This window comes from Ruegeria sp. C8 (genome assembly GCF_056537565.1).
The window spans coordinates 443694-461127 of the sequence record NZ_JBQFRV010000001.1 but is presented as its reverse complement, the minus strand read 5'-3'; the positions used below and the strand labels follow the sequence as shown (position 1 = coordinate 461127).

Here is a 17434-nt window from a genome sequence, read left to right as displayed (position 1 = left end):
TATCTTCGGCCGGATGAACGGGATCATGCGAACTGGATGAGGTCCCAACGATTTCCGAAAGGGTCCTGCCATACCGCGACTGTGCCATAGGGTTCAACACGGGGCTCTTCTTCGAAATGGACACCCTTTGCCCGCATTGCTGCGTGATCGCGTTGGAAGTCATCTGTTTGCAGAAAGAACCCAACACGCCCCCCGGTTTGGTTGCCGATAGCAGTTTCTTGTTCAAGACCGTCGGCTTTGGCCAGCAGTAAGGAGGCCTCTCCTAAACCCGGCGGCGTGACGAGGACCCAGCGTTTTCCGCCTCCCAGATCAATATCTTTGGAAAGAGTGAAGTCTAGCTTTTCGGTGTAGAAATTGATCGCAGCATCGTAGTCAGGCACCACAAGGGTGACAGCGTGCAGGCTCTGTTTCATGAAAGGATCAGCCTTTAGTGGGGTGGCGGTCAGGCAGTTGGATGTTTGCCACTTGCTCGGCTATAGGGGCCGAGGCGAGAGGGTGGTGCGAGGCATCTGCGAAAGCCTCGGGGTTGGAGATTTTCTCCCAGCGCCCCCGAACATAGGCCTCTAGCCCGGAAAACTTGGCTTTGTAGCCCATTTTCGGACTGCCCGGGACCCAGTAGCCTAAGTAGATATAGGGCAGGCCGGCCTCACGCGCGATCTCGATATGGTCGAGGATCATGTAGGTGCCCAAAGAGTTCTGCGGCTGGTTTGGGTCGTAGAAGGAATAAACCATGCTGAGGCCGTCATCCAGAACATCGGTCAGGCTGACGGCGATCAGGTTTCCAGTCTCGGGGTCGGCATACTCCACAACGCGGCTGCGGATTGGGGTTTCCTCGATCATCGCGGCGAACTCGAAAACGTCCATATCGGCCATGCCGCCATCAGCGTGGCGGGTATCGAGGTAGCGACGGAACAGCTCGTATTGATCATCGGTGGCCCAGGGCGAGGTTGCGCGGCGCTCTAGATAACCATTACGTTTGGCCGCGCGTTTCTGGCTTTTGGTCGGGCGGAAGGCCGAGACGTCGATCCGGGCGGAAAGGCACGCAGCGCAATCAGTGCAGGATGGGCGATAGAGGACGTTCTGCGACCGGCGAAACCCTTGTTGGGACAGCGAATTGTTCAACTGATCCGCGCCTGCGCCTTGCAGAGCGGTGAAGAGTTTGCGCTCCATCCTGCCCTCAAGGTAAGGGCAGGGCTGGGGGGCCGTCACATAGAATTGTGGCGCAATTGGCAGCGTGTGTCGCATGAAGGTCCCATGTAGCCTCGGACCGGATGATAGCAACGGATTTTCAAGCCGCCAAGTGATTCAAGTGTGTTGCGTTCAGGCCCGCTGGTTGATCATGACTGTGCCAAGGAAGGCATCCGTCAGACCCTGGCAGCGCGCGCTGGTCAGCATCATGATGACAGATACGATCTGAACAACGAAGAACGCCATGCTGATGAAGTATCCGGCCGTATGGGCCACGGCCTTGCCCATATCCATCCGTTCGCCGAACGCGTCGCGCAGCTCGATCCCCATGAACCGCATGCCAAGCGTGGCAGATCCGTTCGAGATTGTGATGACCCGGTAGACAAAGCTGATCACGGCATAGATCAGCGGCAAGAAGAACAGCCCGGCCCCAAGTGTCAGGAAGACGGGGACGATGCACAGAAGTGAGATAAAGGCGATGTCGAACAACCATGCGACAAAACGCTTGGTTGCGACGGACTGGTAGAACTCGGGTTGAGTATCGGGATCGGGCAGATGGTTCATTGTCAGGTTTCCGAAAGGGTAGGTCGTGTTACCCTGTCCCGAATGGTCGGGACAGGGCAAGTCAATTCAGGCCGGTTCGCCTTTGCCATCGTCTTCGTGGTTTTCACGTGCGCGTTCATCCATGAACTGGTCGAACTCGGCTTTGTCCTTGGCTTCGCGCAGGCGGCGCAGGAAGGCTTCGAAATCCTGCTGTTCACGTTCCAGACGGGCCAAAGTGTCGGCCTTGTAGGCGTCGAAGGCGCTGTTGCCTGATGGCTTCATTGCACTCATGTGACTGTGCCAGGATTTGCGGCGGCTGCAGGACTTGCTGAACATGCGTTTGCTCCAGATCATATAGGCCAGAAGGGCGAGGCCTACGGGCCAGAAGAAGATGAACCCAAGAACCATGGCGGCGATCCAGGCGCCTTTGCCTTTGTCGTCCATCCAAGCCTCGGCACGATAGAGCCACCCCGGATTTGCGGGTGCGGCGGGTTCGGACAATGCGGTCATGTGGTCTCTCCTGGGGTTGATGTAAATTCCTTTCACATGATCTAGATGGGGAGCGCTTGCGGGGTTGCAAGGGGTCGATGTGAAAAAGATTTACATTTTCGGATTTGGTTGACGACGCAGGCCTCGGGCAGCAGGGTGCGGACATGATGAATGAGAACGCAAATGCGTCAACGCTTGTTGAGATCTTGGAGCTGGAAAAACAGGTATGGTCTGCTTTGGCAACAGGCGACGCCCAGGCTGACAGGGCGCTTCTGAGCGCCGATTTTCTGGGTGTCTACCCGTCGGGTTTTGCAAATCGGGACGACCATGTAGGGCAGTTCGCTGAGGCTCCGACAATGGCGGAATTCAAGTTGAGCGAAGAGCACCTGCGGATTTTGACCCCGGATATCGTGTTGCTGTCCTATCGGGCCGATTATGTGCGACCGGGCGCGGAGGAGTGGGAGGCGATGCTCATATCTTCCCTTTGGGAACGTCGGGCGGGGGCTTGGATCAACAGTTTCAGTCAGGACACTCCGGTCGAACAGGAATAATGCGTTTGCCGCATTGACCTTGCCGCCCAGCGGTGCGCAGGGTCCGGGTATGACTGAGAGTTTGACCATCAACCGTCTGCCGCGCGCGTTCGACCAGTCTTTGGGCGATGAAACCCGCGCTCTGCTTGCCGACCTGACGCCCGAACAAGGCGATTTGATCGCCGGAACCGCCGGGTCCAGCCCGTATCTGAAGGGCCTGATCGAGCAAGAGAGGGAGTGGCTGCCGCAGGCCTTGCACCAGCCGGACCACGCTTTGGCAGAGGTGATGGAGGCCGCGCGCGCCTTGGCACCAGATCTGCTCAAGCCGGGATTAAGGCTGGCCAAGCGGCGGATGGCGGTACTAACCGCTTTGGCGGATATTGCAGGTGCTTGGCCGCTGGAAAGGGTCACGGCAGCGTTGACCGAGTTTGGTGCGCTGGCGGCAGATGTGGCCGCAAAGGCCGAGATTGCCGCCTTGATCCGCCGCAAGAAGCTGCCCGGAATGACTGAGGATGATGTCGAAACCGCAGCCGGGATGGTCATTCTCGCGATGGGCAAGATGGGCGCGCATGAGCTGAACTACAGCTCGGATATCGACCTGATCGTTCTGTTTGATGAAACACGCTTTGACCCGGATGACTTCTACGAAGCCCGGCACGGGATGGTGCGGGCCACGCGCAATTTCTGCGCCACGCTCAGTGACAAGACCGCCGACGGCTACGTGTTCCGCACCGATCTGCGCCTGCGGCCCGACCCGGCGGTGACCCCGGTCTGCATGGCGACGGAGGCGGCCGAACGGTACTATGAGAGCCTCGGCCGCACATGGGAGCGGGCAGCCTATATCAAAGCACGCGCCTGTGCGGGTGATTTGGCGGCCGGAGAGCGGTTTCTGGATACGCTGAAACCCTTTGTCTGGCGTCGGCATCTGGACTTTGCCGCCATTCAAGACGCCCATGACATGCGCCTGCGCATACGAGAAAACAAAGGGACGGGCGGTAGCCTCTCGATCCCTGGTCATGATATGAAACTGGGTCAGGGCGGTATTCGCGAGATCGAGTTTTTCACCCAAACCCGGCAGTTGATTGCAGGTGGGCGCGACCCCGATCTGCGCGTGCGCGGCACGGTGCCCGGGCTGGCGGCTCTGGCGCAAAAGGGCTGGGTGCCGGAAGAGGTTGCGGAAAAGCTGACCGATCACTATCGCGCGCATCGCGAGGTCGAACATCGCATTCAGATGATCCACGACGCTCAGACCCATAAGGTCCCTCAATCTGACGATGGGATCGAACGGGTCGCCTGTCTGCTGGCGCTTAGTAGCGGCGATCTGACCAAGGGTCTGACCCGCCGCCTGACCGAAGTGCATGAGCTGACGGAAGGCTTCTTTGCACCGGGTGCAGGGCCCGCGCCGACGCCCACGCCTGAGGTGACGTTCGACCAGAATATCCTCGCCCGCTGGGCCACATATCCGGCCCTAAGGTCCCAGCGCGCGCGGCGCATCTTCGACCGGTTGAAGCCCGAGCTCCTCTCGCGCCTCGCCAAAACCGCGCAACCTGACGAGGCGCTGCTGGCGCTGGATGGGTTTCTGGCAGGCCTGCCTGCGGGTGTTCAGTTGTTCTCGCTCTTTGAGGCCAACCCACATCTGAACGACCTGTTGATCGACATCGTCGGCACCTCTCATGCGCTGGCGTCCCACCTGTCGCGCAACGCTTCCGTTTTTGACGCGGTGATCGGAGGCAGTTTTTTCAGCGATTGGCCCGGTTTGAAGGCTTTGCAGGCCGAGTTGGTGGAAGCACTGGCGCAGGAAGCCGACTATGAAACGCAACTCGATCTGGCGCGGCGCTGGTGCAAGGAATGGCATTTCCGCATTGGCGTTCACCACCTGCGCGGCCTGATCGATGGGGCGCAAGCCGGCCGACAATATACAGAGCTGGCGCAAGCCGTTATCGCCGCGATCCTTCCCTTTGTGACCGACGCCTTCGCCCGCAAACACGGCCCGGCACCGGGGCGCGGAGCCGCCATTCTGGGCATGGGGTCGCTCGGGGCAGGGCGGATCAACTCGCAATCCGATCTGGATATGATTGTGATTTACGATCCGCTTGATCAGGACATGTCCGACGGTCCCCGCCCGCTGGCCACGCGCACCTACTACGCTCGGTTCACGCAGGCGCTGATCACGGCGCTTTCGGCTCCCATGTCTCAGGGGCGGCTTTATGAGGTCGACATGCGCCTGCGCCCTTCGGGCAATCAGGGGCCGGTGGCGACCAGTTGGGCAAGTTTCACGCACTACCAGCAGGAAGAGGCGTGGGTGTGGGAACATCTCGCCCTGACCCGCGCTCATGTCGTCGCCGGAGACTCGGGCTTGGCTCAGGATATCGAAGCCTTCCGAACTGAGCTTTTATCGCGCCCTCGGGAGGCAGGCAAAGTTCTGCGCGAAGTGGCCGAAATGCGGACGCGTCTGGCGGCGGCAAAGGCCCCGGCGGGCGTTTGGGATGCCAAGAACGGCCCGGGCCGAATGATGGATATCGAGTTGATGGCCGAGACCGGAGCGCTGATGGCAGGCCTCGCAAACCGGGATGTGATGTCTGGCCTCGACGGGGCGGTCGCTGCCGGTTTGTTGGATGTCGCGCAGGCACAAACATTGAAGGACAGCTACGATCTATGCTGGTCGGTACAATGCGCGGCGCGGCTGCTTTCGGGCAAGGTGATTGAGGCGGACAAAATCGGCGAGGGCGGAGCGGCCTTCCTGTGCCGTGCCACCGGGTTCGAACAGGTCGAAGCGCTGCAATCCGCATTGCAGGACAGCTATTCCACCGCCGCCGAAATCATCGGCAGCGTAATCAAAGAGGATGAAGATGGCGCGCAGCACTGATCCAAACGACCCCAAGGGCCTGATCCGCGAGGCGTATAACATCGAAGGTATCTCTATGCCCGAATGCCGCAGCATCTTTCTGGACTGGGCGCTCAGCCTGCCCGATGGCGTGGACCAGAAACAGGCTCTGGCCGAGCTGCATGCGGTCTATTCCGCTCAGGAGCCCGAACATCCCATGACTCAGGTGATGACCGAGGGGTTGCAGGCCGCCCAAGCGCCTAAACGGCGCGGGGGCTGGCGCTCTCGTCCGCGCTAGGGGTTTTCCTTCGGGCTGTTCGCGACTATGAGGCGGTCATGATCCAAGCCGTAGACCGCCCCCGTATCCGCCTGAAACCCAAAGCCAATGCGCGCGGGCTGCGCCATGGTTTCCCATGGGTCTATGCCAATGACATCGTCACTGATCGGCGCACTCGCAAAATCCCCGCCGGGGCGCTGGCCGTGCTTGAGGATGAAAAGCGCGCTCCGATCGCTCTGGTCGCGGTGAACCCTGAGTCGAAGATCATGTGTCGCGTTCTGGATCGCGATATTGAGGCCGATCTGAACACGAACTGGTTCGAATCCCGCCTGCAGCGCGCGCTTGAGATGCGCGAGTGCCTGTTCGACGCGCCATACTACCGTCTGATCCACGCCGAGGCCGATGGCTTTCCTGGTGTGATCATCGACCGTTTTGGTGACGCCTGCGTGATACAGCCCAACGCCGCCTGGGCCGAAGCGCATCTGGAGGCGCTAACCGACGCGCTGCTCAAGGTGACTGGCGTGACGACGGTTCTGAAAAACGCCTCTGGCCGGACTCGCGGATTGGAGGGGTTGGACGACGTCAACAAAACCCTGCGCGGAACCGCGCCTTACGCGCCTCTGCCCGTTCCCATGAACGGCGCGACCTATATGGCCGACCTGACCGGCGGTCAGAAAACCGGCCTGTTCTACGATCAACGTCCCAACCACGCTTTTGCGGCGCGTTTGGTGCATCCCGAAGCTCAGGTGCTGGACGTGTTCAGCCACGTGGGCGGCTTCGGCCTCGCCATGCTGGCTGGAGGGGCGGCACAGGCACTATCCGTCGATGGCTCTGCCGCCGCTTTGGACCTAGCCACCAAAGGGGCCCAAGCAAGCGGATGTGCTGACAGGTTCCAAACCCGCCAAGGCGATGCCTTCGATGTGCTGACGCAACTGGGCGAAGAGGGCGCACAGTTCGACGTCGTCATCTGCGACCCGCCCGCCTTTGCGCCCTCAAAACAAGCCCTCGACGCTGGTCTGCGCGCCTATGAACGCATCGCCCGCCTCGCCGCCCCACTGGTCAAATCCGGCGGCTATCTGGGCCTCTGCTCCTGCTCTCATGCCGCAGATCTGGGCCGTTTCCGCGATGCCTCATCTCGCGGGATCGGACGGGCCGGGCGGCAGGCGCAATTGATCCACACGGGCTTTGCCGGACCCGATCATCCACAATTGCCGCAATTGGCTGAAAGCGGTTACCTCAAAGCCGTATTCTACCGGCTGTGAAGGCGGTTCTGGATACATGCGTCATCTACCCCACGGTGATGCGTGAGATGCTGCTGGGCGCGGCAAAACTGGGCCATTTCACCCCCATATGGTCCGCGCGTATCCTCGAAGAATGGGCCCGCGCCGCCCGCAAACTCGGCCCCGAAGGCGAAGCACAGGCCCGCGCCGAGATCGCTCTGGCCCAAGCGCACTGGCCCAAAGCCGAACGCAAGGTAGCAATGGGTATCGAACAACGTCTCTGGCTGCCCGACAAGGCCGATATCCACGTTCTGGCCACGGCCATCGAGGCCTCGGCGGATGTCATCGTCACCGTCAACGCCAAGGACTTCCCCAGAAACATCCTGTCCGAAGAGGGCCTTGAGCGCCGTGACCCAGACAATCTGCTCCACAGCTTCTGGCAAACCGACCCTACGGGCATGACGAACGCGGCCAAGGCGGTCCTGTCCGAAGCCAACCGCTTATCGGGCGATCAATGGACCCTACGCGCGCTCATGAAAAAAGCCCGCCTGCCGCGCCTGGGCAAAGCCCTGACCACCTAAACGGGATCCCCCTTCATCTGGCTAAAAATATCCCGGAGAGCGCGAGAGGCTGGCCTCTCGCTGTACACCCTCAGCCACGCGCCCAACGCTGCTCCAAAGCCTCCAACGCCGCAATCCGCTCATCCGTCTTTGGATGACTCATCAGCCACGCAGGCACAATTCCTGCACGCTGCTGCGTCAGGTCTTCCAACTTGTGGAACAGAGATTTCTGCGGTGCGATCCCAATCCCGGCCTTCGTCAGCAAGGCGGCGGCATATTCGTCGGCCTCATACTCATCCTGCCGGGATAAGCGCGACGCCAGCAACGAGGTCAACGCATTCGCAATCATGGCCCCGATGAACGGAATGAACCGGTTCAACACCATGATCAACGCGGTGCGCATTGCGTTCTGGCCTGAGAAATCAATCATCCGCCGTTTCGCATGCCCCAAGGCCACATGACCCAGCTCATGGGCAATCACGCTGGCCATTTCCTCGGCCGAGACCTCACCGTTGCGAAACTTGCGATAAAACCCGCGCGTGATGAAGATCCGCCCGTCCGGAGCTGCCAACCCGTTCACCGGGTCAATCTCGTAGATATAGACCGGCACCCGCGCGATATTCAAAGCAGCGGCCAGCCTGTCCGTCATCCGTTTGAGGGCAGGGTCAGCCAGTTCGGTCGACTTCTGATCCAACTCACGATGGGTGCGCCAGATGGAAATCCGGTACATCACAAGGCCATAGGCAATCGCCAGAAGGATCGGAGTTAAGCGAAGCATGACATAGATATGGGCGGCCCACCCAGTCTAGGCAAGCCGCAATTGCAGTTAAGTCCTAGGTCAAAACATGCCCCGAATGCTGAACCTACCTACCCGGCAGAGGAAGCTGCAAGTTCGAATGGAATTCAGAAAGGGACGATTTCGTCAAAGTCGCACCTTTTGAAGCCTCGAAAAAGGCATGTTCTGCCTCTTTCTCAGCGACCAATGCATCCACTCTTAAATCCCTTACATCTGCGCGCAGGTCGTCACGTGCCTCTTCATAGGTTTCGGCGTCACGCAGTTCGTCCTCAAGCGCGTTCAGGTCGTCTTCGTAATTGGGGTCTGAAGGATCAAGCGCGGCAATGTCGTCCGCAATGTCGTCGCTGCTACGACCGTCATAGCTTGCGTTCAGATCACGTAGCTCGCGCCGTGCGTCATAGAGATCCCCGCGCAGGTCATAGTAGGTTTCCGCAGCGGCCTGATAGGTCGCGATCTTGCCGACATTGCTGTTGGGAGACGCGTTGCGAAACGCCGGAGCCGCCGCTTTCGATGCGTTCAGGTTGCGCAACTTGTCCGAGCCATAGGGGTCGGTAATCGCAGCCACAAGCGGATCGCGGTACCTAAGCTTGTCCGGGTTTTGTTCGTCGTATCGCTTGGTGCGATAGTCCGAGCGAGCAACTGGTCGCGGGGAGTATTCGACCGGAGCAATGGACGCTTTGCGGTAGGCTTTGTTTACGCGTTTTCCGCTGGCCTTGGGTTTCACGCGTGAGCGTTTGCCGAACAGTTCTTCCACATCGCGTTTGAACTCTCGCCCAACGTTCGCCAGGGTTGTTTTCTGAACTTTGCCGCTTCGCGACTTGTTGCTGGAAGGTTTTTGGGACTTCGCTTTCTGCTTGTTGCCAGTTCCGAATATGTTGCGAGAGCGTTGAGTTGTGGACTTGGCTTTTTGCTTCTTGCCATTTCCAAATAGGTTGCCAGAGCGTTGGGTTTTGGACTTCGCTTTCTGCTTGTTGCTACTTCCGAATTGGTTGCGAGAACTCAGGGTTTTGGATTTGGCTTTTCCATGATCCTTACCGGCATTTTTTGCGCCGTTGCTTTTGCCAGATTTTCCCTTTTCGCCGCTCTTGCCCCCGTCTTTTCCTCCCTTACCGGAATTCCCCTTGCCACCTCCGTTCCCCTTTCCTTTGCCGTTGCCTTTATCGTTTTTTGCGTAAGCCGCATCCGGCGCAAAGGCAAAAGTTGCAACGGCACCGGACGCCAGCACCAATGCAGAAATGGTCAAAAAAGATGTCAGGTAATTGCGAAGTTTAGATTCGGTCATCTCAGCCCCCCAGCATCGATCCATCTGGGTTATACCACGAATCTCAAAAATGTGGGGAGTATCGCTTCGATTGTTTCCTCTGAAGCTATTTCGAGGGCAAAATCTATGACTTTGTCTTGTTTTTAGCAGCGTTGATCTACTTCGGCGCGCAGTGACGTCTAGCGAGTCAACTCTCTCATACCCTGTTCCAACCCAGCCAGCGTCATTGGCACCATGCGGTCCTCGAAAATCTCTTGGATCATGCCGATGGAGTGGGTGTAACCCCAGTATTTCTCGGGCACCGGGTTGATCCAAAGGTTTGACGTCCACTGCTCGCGCGCGCGTTGCAGCCAGACTTGGCCTGCTTCTTGGTTCCAGTGCTCGTTGGCGCCGCCGGGGTAGGCGATCTCGTAGGGACTCATCGATGCGTCTCCGACGAAGATGCATTTGTAGTCGCCGCCATAGGTGCGCAGCACCTCGTGGGTTGGGATCTGTTGGTCCCAACGGCGGCGATTGTCGCGCCAGACGCCTTCATAGAGGCAATTGTGGAAGTAGTAGTATTCCAGATGCTTGAACTCGGTCCGCGCAGCCGAGAACAGCTCTTCAACCACCTTGATATGCGGGTCCATAGATCCGCCAACGTCCAGAAACAGCAGGACCTTGACCGCGTTATGCCGCTCGGGGCGGGTTTTGACGTCCAGATAGCCGTGTTCGGCAGTGGCGCGGATTGTGCCGTCGAGGTCCAACTCCTCTGCAGCGCCCTCGCGCGCCCAGCGGCGCAGACGCTTCAAGGCGACCTTGATATTGCGCGTTCCTAGTTCAACAGTGTCGTCTAAGTTCTTGAATTCGCGCTTGTCCCAGACTTTCACCGCGCGCTGATGGCGGCTTTCTTTCTGGCCGATCCGCACGCCTTCGGGGTTGTAGCCATAAGCCCCGAACGGAGAGGTCCCCGCCGTGCCGATCCACTTGTTGCCCCCCTGATGGCGGCCTTGCTGTTCCTTCAGACGTTCACGCAAGGTGTCCATCAGCTTGTCAAAGCCACCAAGCGCTTCGATCTCAGCTTTTTCCTCGTCTGATAGGTGTTTTTCGGCCATCTTGGCCAGCCAGTCCGCGGGGATGTCGACCGCCTCCAACACTTGATCAAAATTGATCTCACCCAGCCCCTCAAAACTGGCGGCAAAAGCGCGGTCGAACTTGTCGATATTGCGCTCATCCTTCACCATCGAGACACGGGCGAGGTAGTAGAACGCCTCGACATCATAGGTGGCCAGGCCCTTTTTCATCCCCTCCAGAAAGGTCAGATATTCCCGAAGAGAGACCGGAATGCCTGCTTTTCTGAGGTTTTCGAAAAAGGGCAGGAACATGGGCTACACCAAGAACCGCACAAGGATCAGAGACAGGATCAGGCCCAAAAGCGCAAAGGCGATGCCGTAACCGGCGGCGTATTGCGCCATGTCGGCCCGGTTGCCGTTGCGCTTGCGCGCGGCCATTACGCCCAGGATCGCACCCAAAACAGCCATTCCCACTACTACGAGCATTCGTCTGTCATCCGCCTGTATTCTTTCTCGACGTTCCCGCGTCGCCCTCTGCCAGAGACCGGGCCACCAGATCCGAGCCAAACCCGTATCGCGCCCATCCGATACTGTCCAGCCTGACGGCACGTGCCTGCTGCTCCTGTCCGGCTTGTTTCAGAGCCTCGGATTTCAATAGCAGCAACGTCGCCAGAAGTGAGGCGTTCTCGGCTCGTGTTATCACGTCAATTGCGGAGTTCAGATCGGGCAGGATTTCGGGCCCTCTGTCCTGCGCCAGCGCAAAAGAGGCTGTTTGGGCCGTGACATGCGCGCGGTGAACCTCGGTTCCGGGGGTGGCGTTCAGGAATTGCAGCGCGATCTGATAGTTCTGCAAGGCGGCGGCGGGATCGCGAAACTGGATCATGCGGCCCATAAGGTAATGCGGATAAGCACGGCGGTGGTCGGTCCAGCCCTGCCGCCGTCCGATCTCGGCCGCGCGTTTTGCTGCGCGCAGCTGTCGGGGGGAACCGGGACCGGGGCCGAGGGCTTTATTGATCGCGTCGACCCATTCGCGCGGGGTTTCGGTCAACGGTTGCACCGGCAGCCGGTCGCCGCGCGGGTTGAGGCGGCTGAGCAGGCCGGGGATTACGGCCTCGACCTGTTCACGGGACATCCCCGAGCGCAGTTCAGGAGAATAGGCTGCCCGCAGGATCAACATATCGAACCCGGTCAGAACGGTGTGGATATTGTCATCGTTGAACACGGAATCGGGCAGATGATAAAGGTCGTTGAGCGGCCCCAGCGCCTGCGCCAGTTCCTCATGTAGACAATCGCGAATTTCCTGCGGGCTGACATCTGCAGGGATGAAAATGCCCAGACGCTCGCGCCGTTGCAACTCGGTCCAGCTGCTTTTGGGCTTGCGGCGGTCGCGGCGGTATTCCTCTAGGCTCGATGAATTGGGGACCACGAAACAGGCGGCATTGGGCAGGATGCGTTGAATATCGCGCTGGGTGACGGCCTCAATGGTGATGTTGGCCTGACCCTCTGGAATTTGCCGGATGTCGATCCTGGCCTCGCGCCGAATGCGAGACAGCAGGTTGTTAAGGTCGCGCTGCATGCTGGCCGTCGGAGTGCCGGTCAGGCGCACGGTGACGGGTGTTTCGAACCGGGTGAAAACCGGCAGCTCAACGCCGCTTTCCAGCGCAAAATGAAGGTCAAAGAAATCGGCAGCAATGTTGGTATTGGACCGCGCAGGTGGCGTTGGCCGCGACGCCGAGAACGACTTGGTAGGGGGCAGGGATTGCTCAACGACCTTGACGTTATCCGGCAATTCGATCCGTTCGACCGTTGTACAGGCTGACAGCGCCAATACGGCAACGAAGGCGGCAAATCGCTTCATGCGCGATTGTACTTTATGAACGGCGTCAGGGTGCCAATCCGATCATAGAGCTGGCGTGCGGTGTGATTAAACTCCTGCGTGAGCCAATAGACTGACGGAGCACCCTGACGATCGGCCTCATCATAGACCGCCTGTATCAAGGCGCGCCCAACGCCGGTTCCGCGCGCCTCGGGGCGGGCGAACAGGTCCTGCAGATAGCAGACATTCTCCACCTTCCAGCCGTGACGGTGAAAGAGGAAATGCGTCAATCCGACCAGCTTGCCGTCCTGTTCCGCAACGAAGCCCGAGAAATCTTGCGGGTCATCGCCCAGTAGACGTTCGAATGTCGTCTCGTAGATGGCGTCGGGCAGGGTGGTTTCGTAGAATGCAAGATAATCACGCCACATGTCGGCCCATTGGGCCTTGTCCGCGGCGGTCAGTGGGCGGATTTTGAGGTCGTTGGCCAAGTGATGCGTCCTGCTTATTTGGTTTCTGGGATGCTGACACCCGGACCGCCAAGAAGCAAGCCGCGCTCACATCCTGTTCAACGTCGACTGCGCGCCATGAAGGCCAATCGCTCAAACAAATGCACGTCCTGTTCATTTTTCAGCAGCGCGCCGTGCAGTTTGGGCAGCGCATTGGCCCCGTCGCGCTTGAGGTCTTCGGCGCTCAGATCCTCGGCCAGCAGCAGTTTCAACCAGTCCAGAACCTCGGAGGTTGAGGGTTTCTTTTTCAGGCCCTGCGTGTCGCGGATTTCGTAGAACTGCGTGAGCGCGGTGGTCAGCAGTGCATCCTTGATACCAGGATGATGGACTTCGACAATGCGGCGCATCGTGGCCTCATCCGGGAAGCGGATATAGTGAAAGAAGCAGCGGCGAAGGAAGGCGTCGGGCAGTTCTTTTTCGTTGTTCGAAGTGATGATCACGATCGGGCGGTTCTTTGCCTTGATCGTCTCGCCGGTCTCGTAGACGTGGAACTCCATTTTGTCGAGTTCCTGCAGAAGGTCATTGGGAAACTCGATATCCGCCTTGTCGATCTCATCAATCAGCAGAACGACCTTTTCGTCGGCCTCAAACGCTTGCCAGAGCTTGCCCTTGCGGATGTAGTTCGAGACGTCATGCACACGCTCTTCGCCCAGCTGGCTGTCCCGCAACCGGCTGACGGCGTCGTATTCGTAAAGGCCCTGCTGCGCGCGCGTTGTGGATTTCACATTCCACTCGATCATGCGCAGACCCAACGCGCCGGCGACCTGTTTTGCCAATTCGGTCTTGCCAGTGCCGGGCTCCCCTTTGACCAGCAAGGGGCGCTCCAGCGTGACGGCGGCGTTCACGGCGATGGTCAGATCATCGGTGGCGACATATTCGGCTGTGCCTTGAAAACGTGCGGTCATCGGGTCCTCTTGCTGTTTCCGGCGAAACTGTGGTGTCCGGGTTACAGAGCGATGGGGAATTTGACAAGCCGGGCCGCTGCGTCGGTGAATCAAATTTACCAGCGAGTCCAACCGCTTTTGCATGATTCGCAGGCAGGTGTCTTTCTCGAGGGTTGAACAATGCCCTGAAATTGCCTGTCGATTTTCACAGAAAAACAAGGATTTGTTGTTTTAAGTCTCATATTTAGATGAAGGCTTGCGACGGGGCGTCGGTTCTACGTTTGTGTAGTGACATTCCAGTGCCCGTCGGCTAAACGCTGCGCAGAAGGGAGAGCCAAATGTCTGGTGAAGCAACCGTGACCGACGTTACAGGCCATACCGAGGGAGCAAATATGAAGCAGGAAGTTTTTCTGCCGGAGGACTACCGTCCGGCCGAAGATGAGCCTTTCATGAATGATCTGCAGCTTGAGTATTTTCGCCGCAAGCTGCTGGACTGGAAGACAGAACTACTCGCAGGCAGCCGCGACACGATCGAAGGGCTGCAGGACAACACCCGCAACATTCCGGACGTCGCCGACCGCGCCAGTGAGGAAACCGACCGCGCGCTGGAACTGCGCACACGGGATCGTCAGCGCAAACTGGTAGCGAAAATCGACTCGGCGCTGCGCCGGATCGACGAAGGCGAATACGGGTATTGCGAAAAAACAGGCGACCCGATCTCGCTGAAGCGTCTGGATGCGCGCCCGATCGCGACAATGACGCTCGAGGCCCAGGAACGGCATGAACGTCGCGAAAAGGTCCATCGCGACGATTGATCGTCCTGATAAAGTGAATAATTCAAACGCCGGGGCCTGTCGCTCCGGCGTTTTTGCGTTAAGGCAAGGCCATGAAGATCAACGGTTTGAAGTTTTGCGTGGTTGGCGGCGGCATTGGCGGCCTTGCGGCGGCGTTGGCTCTGCGTCAGCGCGGGGCGCAGGTGACGGTGCTAGAGCAGGCCCGAGCGCTGACCGAGGTCGGAGCAGGCCTTCAAATCAGCGCCAACGGGATGTCCGTTTTGCGCGCCTTGGGGGTTGCGGGGGATCAGCCTAAAGCCGCGCAATTCTCGTGCGGAACACTTCTGCGCGACTATCGCAAGGGCCGGGTGATCAGTCGTATTCCAGCCCCGGCGGCGGGCCCGACATTCTACTATCACCGCGCTGACTTGCTTGAGTTGTTGCGACAGGCATCAGAGGAAGCAGGTGTCGACATACGCCTTGGTGCGCGCGTGCAGACGGTTCGAAAACACCCGTCCGAGGCCGAGATTGTGCTGGATGACGGTGAGCGCTTGGGGGCAGAATGTGTCATTGCGGCAGATGGAGGTCGCAGCACCCTTCGCCCGATCCTGAATGGCCCCGAGGCTCCTGCCTTTACCAACCAGATCGCCTGGCGTGCAACGGTGCCTTGGGAGGACCGGGTCGAGAGACCGCAAGCCTCACTGACTATGGGGCCGGGGCGCCATGTGGTCACCTATCCGCTGCGCGATCAGCACCTGATGAACGTCGTCGCAATTGAAGAACGCTCGGACTGGCAGCAGGAAGGCTGGCGCGTAGAGGGCGATCCCAATGAACTGCGCGCTCGGTTTGCCGATTTTGGAGGGCCTGTGCGGGACATTCTGACAAAGGTCGAAGAAACGCATCTGTGGGCGCTGTTCCTGCGTCCGGTAGCCGAGAGATGGCAGAACGGACGCTTGGTCCTGTTGGGCGATGCCGCCCATCCGACGTTGCCCTTCATGGCGCAAGGGGCCTGTCTGGCTCTTGAGGATGCCTGGGTTCTGGCACGCTCTTTCGACAGCCAATCGGGTGTGAGGCAGGCTCTTGCAGCCTACGAAGCCGCGCGCCAGCGTCGCGCGCAACATGTGGTCGCTGCGGCTTCCACAAATGCGCGAAACTTCCATTTGCGCGGTCCGATGCGTTTGGCCGCGCAAGCGGTTCTGGCAGCAATAGGTCCGCGACTGACGCGTAAATACGACTGGATCTACAACTACGATCCGACCGTCTGATCTCAGGTGTCCAGATCGACCCAGACCGGCACGTGATCCGAGGGTTTTTCGTGCCCACGCACCTCTTTGTCGATCTGACAGTCCCGCATCAGATCTGCGGCCTGTGGGGTCAGTAGAAAATGGTCGATGCGAATGCCGTCATCCTTGTTCCAGGCTCCGGCCTGGTAGTCCCAGAAGGAATAGTGGCCTGCACCTTGCACACGGGCACGGAACGCCTCAGTGAAGCCAAGGTTCAGGATTTTGCGGAAGGCAGCCCGGCTTTCGAGGCGGAACAAGGCGTCCTCGCGCCATGCATCGGGGCGTTTTGCGTCTTCTGCTTGGGGAATGATGTTGTAGTCGCCCGCCATTAACGCAGGCTCTTCGCTGGTCAACAGGGCGCGGGCGCGATTGTACAGACGCTCCATCCACGCCAGTTTGTAGTCGTATTTTGGCCCGGGCGTTGGGTTTCCGTTCGGTAGATAAAGGCCACAAACCCGCAGCGCCTGCTTTCCAACAACCGTTGCTTCGATCCAACGCGCTTGTTCATCTTCTTCGTCACCGGGCAAGCCGCGCGTTACATCCTCCAAAGGTAGCTTCGAGAGGATTGCGACTCCGTTGAAGCTCTTCTGACCATGTGTTTCGACATTGTATCCGCGTTCTTCGAAGATTTCTCGGGGGAAGTTCTCGTCGACGGACTTGATTTCCTGCAATAGAACCACGTCCGGCTGGGCTTCATCCAACCAACGTGGCAAGGCTTCGGCCCGCGCTTTTATGCCATTGATGTTGAACGTGGCGATTTTCATGCGCGATCCTCCGAAGCTGTTGGCAACCTATCGCCCAGAATGATCCCAGCGGCAAGGTGGTGGCTGCGGTTGCGAGGCTCTGCCTCGCGCTCCGAGGTATTTTTGGCCAGATGAAGAAACGGATCCTTAACCAATTTGGTTGTAGCAATGAGATGCGGTACAGGCGGAGGCGCCGATGACCGCGCCAGGTGAAGCTCTCCGGCGTTCAGGTCGGAGAGTGGATCCCTGCTTCATCTGGCTGAAAATACCTTGGGGGTGTGGGGGCAAAGCCCTCACGTGGTTTACATGGAAAACGACGTGCCGCATCCGCAGGAGGACGTCGCGTTGGGGTTTTCGATCACGAACCGCGCGCCGATCAGTTCCTGGGTAAAATCAATGACCGCATTTTCCAGAAAGGGCAGGGAGATCGAGTCGACAATCACCTTTTGGCCTTTGCCTTCGAGAACAAGGTCGTCCTCTTTTGGTGCGTCCAACGCGATTTCGTATTGAAAACCGGAACATCCGCCGCCTTCAACGGCGACACGCAATGCCTGACCCTGATTGGCGGCACCGATTTCAGCAAGGCGCTCAAACGCTCGTTCTGTGACTGTCGGAGGCAGATTCATGCCGGACTCCAAAGGTTTATTTCCCAACCAACGTACAATATATGAAACCTATCGACAGGCGAC

20 protein-coding genes are annotated in these 17434 nt (G+C 59.0%); 7 read left to right on the top strand and 13 right to left on the bottom strand.

Features of this window, described 5'->3' with window-relative positions; genetic code table 11:
• Positions 1 to 23: 23 nt before the first annotated feature.
• From ACR0KL_RS02335 to ACR0KL_RS02320, 4 genes are all read right to left on the bottom strand, one after another.
• Complete coding sequence (locus tag ACR0KL_RS02335; protein ID WP_170676311.1) at positions 24 to 413, bottom strand: VOC family protein; 390 nt, start codon at positions 411 to 413, stop codon at positions 24 to 26.
• A 7-nt stretch (positions 414 to 420) separates the two neighbouring features.
• Positions 421 to 1245 (bottom strand): arginyltransferase, encoded by an 825-nt coding sequence (locus ACR0KL_RS02330; RefSeq protein ID WP_170676309.1) that lies wholly within the window; start codon positions 1243 to 1245, stop codon positions 421 to 423.
• Between the two features lie 75 nt (positions 1246 to 1320).
• Positions 1321 to 1752 (bottom strand): RDD family protein, encoded by a 432-nt coding sequence (locus ACR0KL_RS02325; protein ID WP_170482976.1) that lies wholly within the window; start codon positions 1750 to 1752, stop codon positions 1321 to 1323.
• Between the two features lie 66 nt (positions 1753 to 1818).
• Positions 1819 to 2241, bottom strand: a complete 423-nt coding sequence (locus tag ACR0KL_RS02320) for a DUF2852 domain-containing protein (RefSeq protein ID WP_170373967.1) — start codon at positions 2239 to 2241, stop codon at positions 1819 to 1821.
• Between the two features lie 143 nt (positions 2242 to 2384).
• On the opposite strand from ACR0KL_RS02320, the gene ACR0KL_RS02315 reads away from it, so the two are divergent.
• From ACR0KL_RS02315 to ACR0KL_RS02295, 5 genes are read left to right on the top strand one after another with little or no spacing between them, the layout of a single operon-like run.
• A complete protein-coding gene (locus ACR0KL_RS02315) occupies positions 2385 to 2771 on the top strand; it encodes a DUF4440 domain-containing protein (RefSeq protein WP_480554460.1) in 387 nt (128 codons plus the stop codon).
• Positions 2772 to 2820: 49 nt separating this feature from the next.
• Entirely contained in the window at positions 2821 to 5616 is a 2796-nt protein-coding gene (locus tag ACR0KL_RS02310; protein WP_170676305.1) for a [protein-PII] uridylyltransferase family protein, read from the top strand.
• The gene (locus ACR0KL_RS02305; RefSeq protein WP_170676303.1) at positions 5600 to 5872 is read left to right on the top strand and encodes a hypothetical protein; all 273 of its coding nucleotides are present in this window, start codon (positions 5600 to 5602) and stop codon (positions 5870 to 5872) included. The genes ACR0KL_RS02310 and ACR0KL_RS02305 overlap by 17 nt, the downstream gene beginning before the upstream one ends.
• 38 nt (positions 5873 to 5910) lie before the next feature.
• Positions 5911 to 7113: an RSP_2647 family RNA methyltransferase gene (locus ACR0KL_RS02300; RefSeq protein WP_170676301.1), complete on the top strand. Its 1203-nt coding sequence runs from the start codon at positions 5911 to 5913 to the stop codon at positions 7111 to 7113.
• The gene (locus tag ACR0KL_RS02295; protein ID WP_170373963.1) at positions 7110 to 7652 is read left to right on the top strand and encodes an RSP_2648 family PIN domain-containing protein; all 543 of its coding nucleotides are present in this window, start codon (positions 7110 to 7112) and stop codon (positions 7650 to 7652) included. The genes ACR0KL_RS02300 and ACR0KL_RS02295 overlap by 4 nt, the downstream gene beginning before the upstream one ends.
• A gap of 70 nt (positions 7653 to 7722) precedes the next feature.
• Here ACR0KL_RS02295 and ACR0KL_RS02290 read toward each other — a convergent pair whose 3' ends face one another.
• The 7 genes from ACR0KL_RS02290 to ACR0KL_RS02260 all read right to left on the bottom strand — a co-directional run bounded on the left by ACR0KL_RS02290 (position 7723) and on the right by ACR0KL_RS02260 (position 13967).
• The gene (locus ACR0KL_RS02290) at positions 7723 to 8409 is read right to left on the bottom strand and encodes a M48 family metallopeptidase (RefSeq protein ID WP_170373962.1); all 687 of its coding nucleotides are present in this window, start codon (positions 8407 to 8409) and stop codon (positions 7723 to 7725) included.
• Positions 8410 to 8494: 85 nt separating this feature from the next.
• Complete coding sequence (locus ACR0KL_RS02285; protein WP_480776598.1) at positions 8495 to 9181, bottom strand: hypothetical protein; 687 nt, start codon at positions 9179 to 9181, stop codon at positions 8495 to 8497.
• A gap of 686 nt (positions 9182 to 9867) precedes the next feature.
• Entirely contained in the window at positions 9868 to 11052 is a 1185-nt protein-coding gene (locus ACR0KL_RS02280; protein ID WP_170638441.1) for a vWA domain-containing protein, read from the bottom strand.
• Positions 11053 to 11055: 3 nt separating this feature from the next.
• A complete protein-coding gene (locus tag ACR0KL_RS02275) occupies positions 11056 to 11226 on the bottom strand; it encodes a hypothetical protein (RefSeq protein WP_170373958.1) in 171 nt (56 codons plus the stop codon).
• A gap of 7 nt (positions 11227 to 11233) precedes the next feature.
• The gene (locus ACR0KL_RS02270; RefSeq protein ID WP_170676296.1) at positions 11234 to 12598 is read right to left on the bottom strand and encodes a DUF2927 domain-containing protein; all 1365 of its coding nucleotides are present in this window, start codon (positions 12596 to 12598) and stop codon (positions 11234 to 11236) included.
• Positions 12595 to 13044, bottom strand: coding sequence for an N-acetyltransferase family protein (locus ACR0KL_RS02265; RefSeq protein WP_480554456.1), 450 nt, complete (start codon positions 13042 to 13044; stop codon positions 12595 to 12597). The genes ACR0KL_RS02270 and ACR0KL_RS02265 overlap by 4 nt, the downstream gene beginning before the upstream one ends.
• 77 nt (positions 13045 to 13121) lie before the next feature.
• On the bottom strand, positions 13122 to 13967 hold the full coding sequence (locus ACR0KL_RS02260; RefSeq protein WP_170466382.1) for an AAA family ATPase: 846 nt from the start codon (positions 13965 to 13967) through the stop codon (positions 13122 to 13124).
• A 371-nt stretch (positions 13968 to 14338) separates the two neighbouring features.
• Between ACR0KL_RS02260 and dksA the strand changes: the two genes are divergently transcribed.
• Together dksA and ACR0KL_RS02250 are read left to right on the top strand one after the other, a co-directional pair.
• Complete coding sequence (gene dksA / locus ACR0KL_RS02255) at positions 14339 to 14761, top strand: RNA polymerase-binding protein DksA (RefSeq protein WP_170374347.1); 423 nt, start codon at positions 14339 to 14341, stop codon at positions 14759 to 14761.
• 71 nt (positions 14762 to 14832) lie between these two features.
• Positions 14833 to 15984 carry an FAD-dependent monooxygenase gene (locus ACR0KL_RS02250; protein ID WP_170676294.1) on the top strand — a complete coding sequence of 384 codons (1152 nt, stop codon included), beginning with the start codon at positions 14833 to 14835 and terminating at the stop codon, positions 15982 to 15984.
• Positions 15985 to 15986: 2 nt separating this feature from the next.
• Here ACR0KL_RS02250 and xth read toward each other — a convergent pair whose 3' ends face one another.
• Both xth and ACR0KL_RS02240 read right to left on the bottom strand, forming a co-directional pair.
• The gene (gene xth / locus ACR0KL_RS02245) at positions 15987 to 16766 is read right to left on the bottom strand and encodes an exodeoxyribonuclease III (RefSeq protein ID WP_170676292.1); all 780 of its coding nucleotides are present in this window, start codon (positions 16764 to 16766) and stop codon (positions 15987 to 15989) included.
• 281 nt (positions 16767 to 17047) lie between these two features.
• The gene (locus tag ACR0KL_RS02240) at positions 17048 to 17371 is read right to left on the bottom strand and encodes a HesB/IscA family protein (protein ID WP_170676290.1); all 324 of its coding nucleotides are present in this window, start codon (positions 17369 to 17371) and stop codon (positions 17048 to 17050) included.
• Positions 17372 to 17434 lie beyond the last annotated feature (63 nt).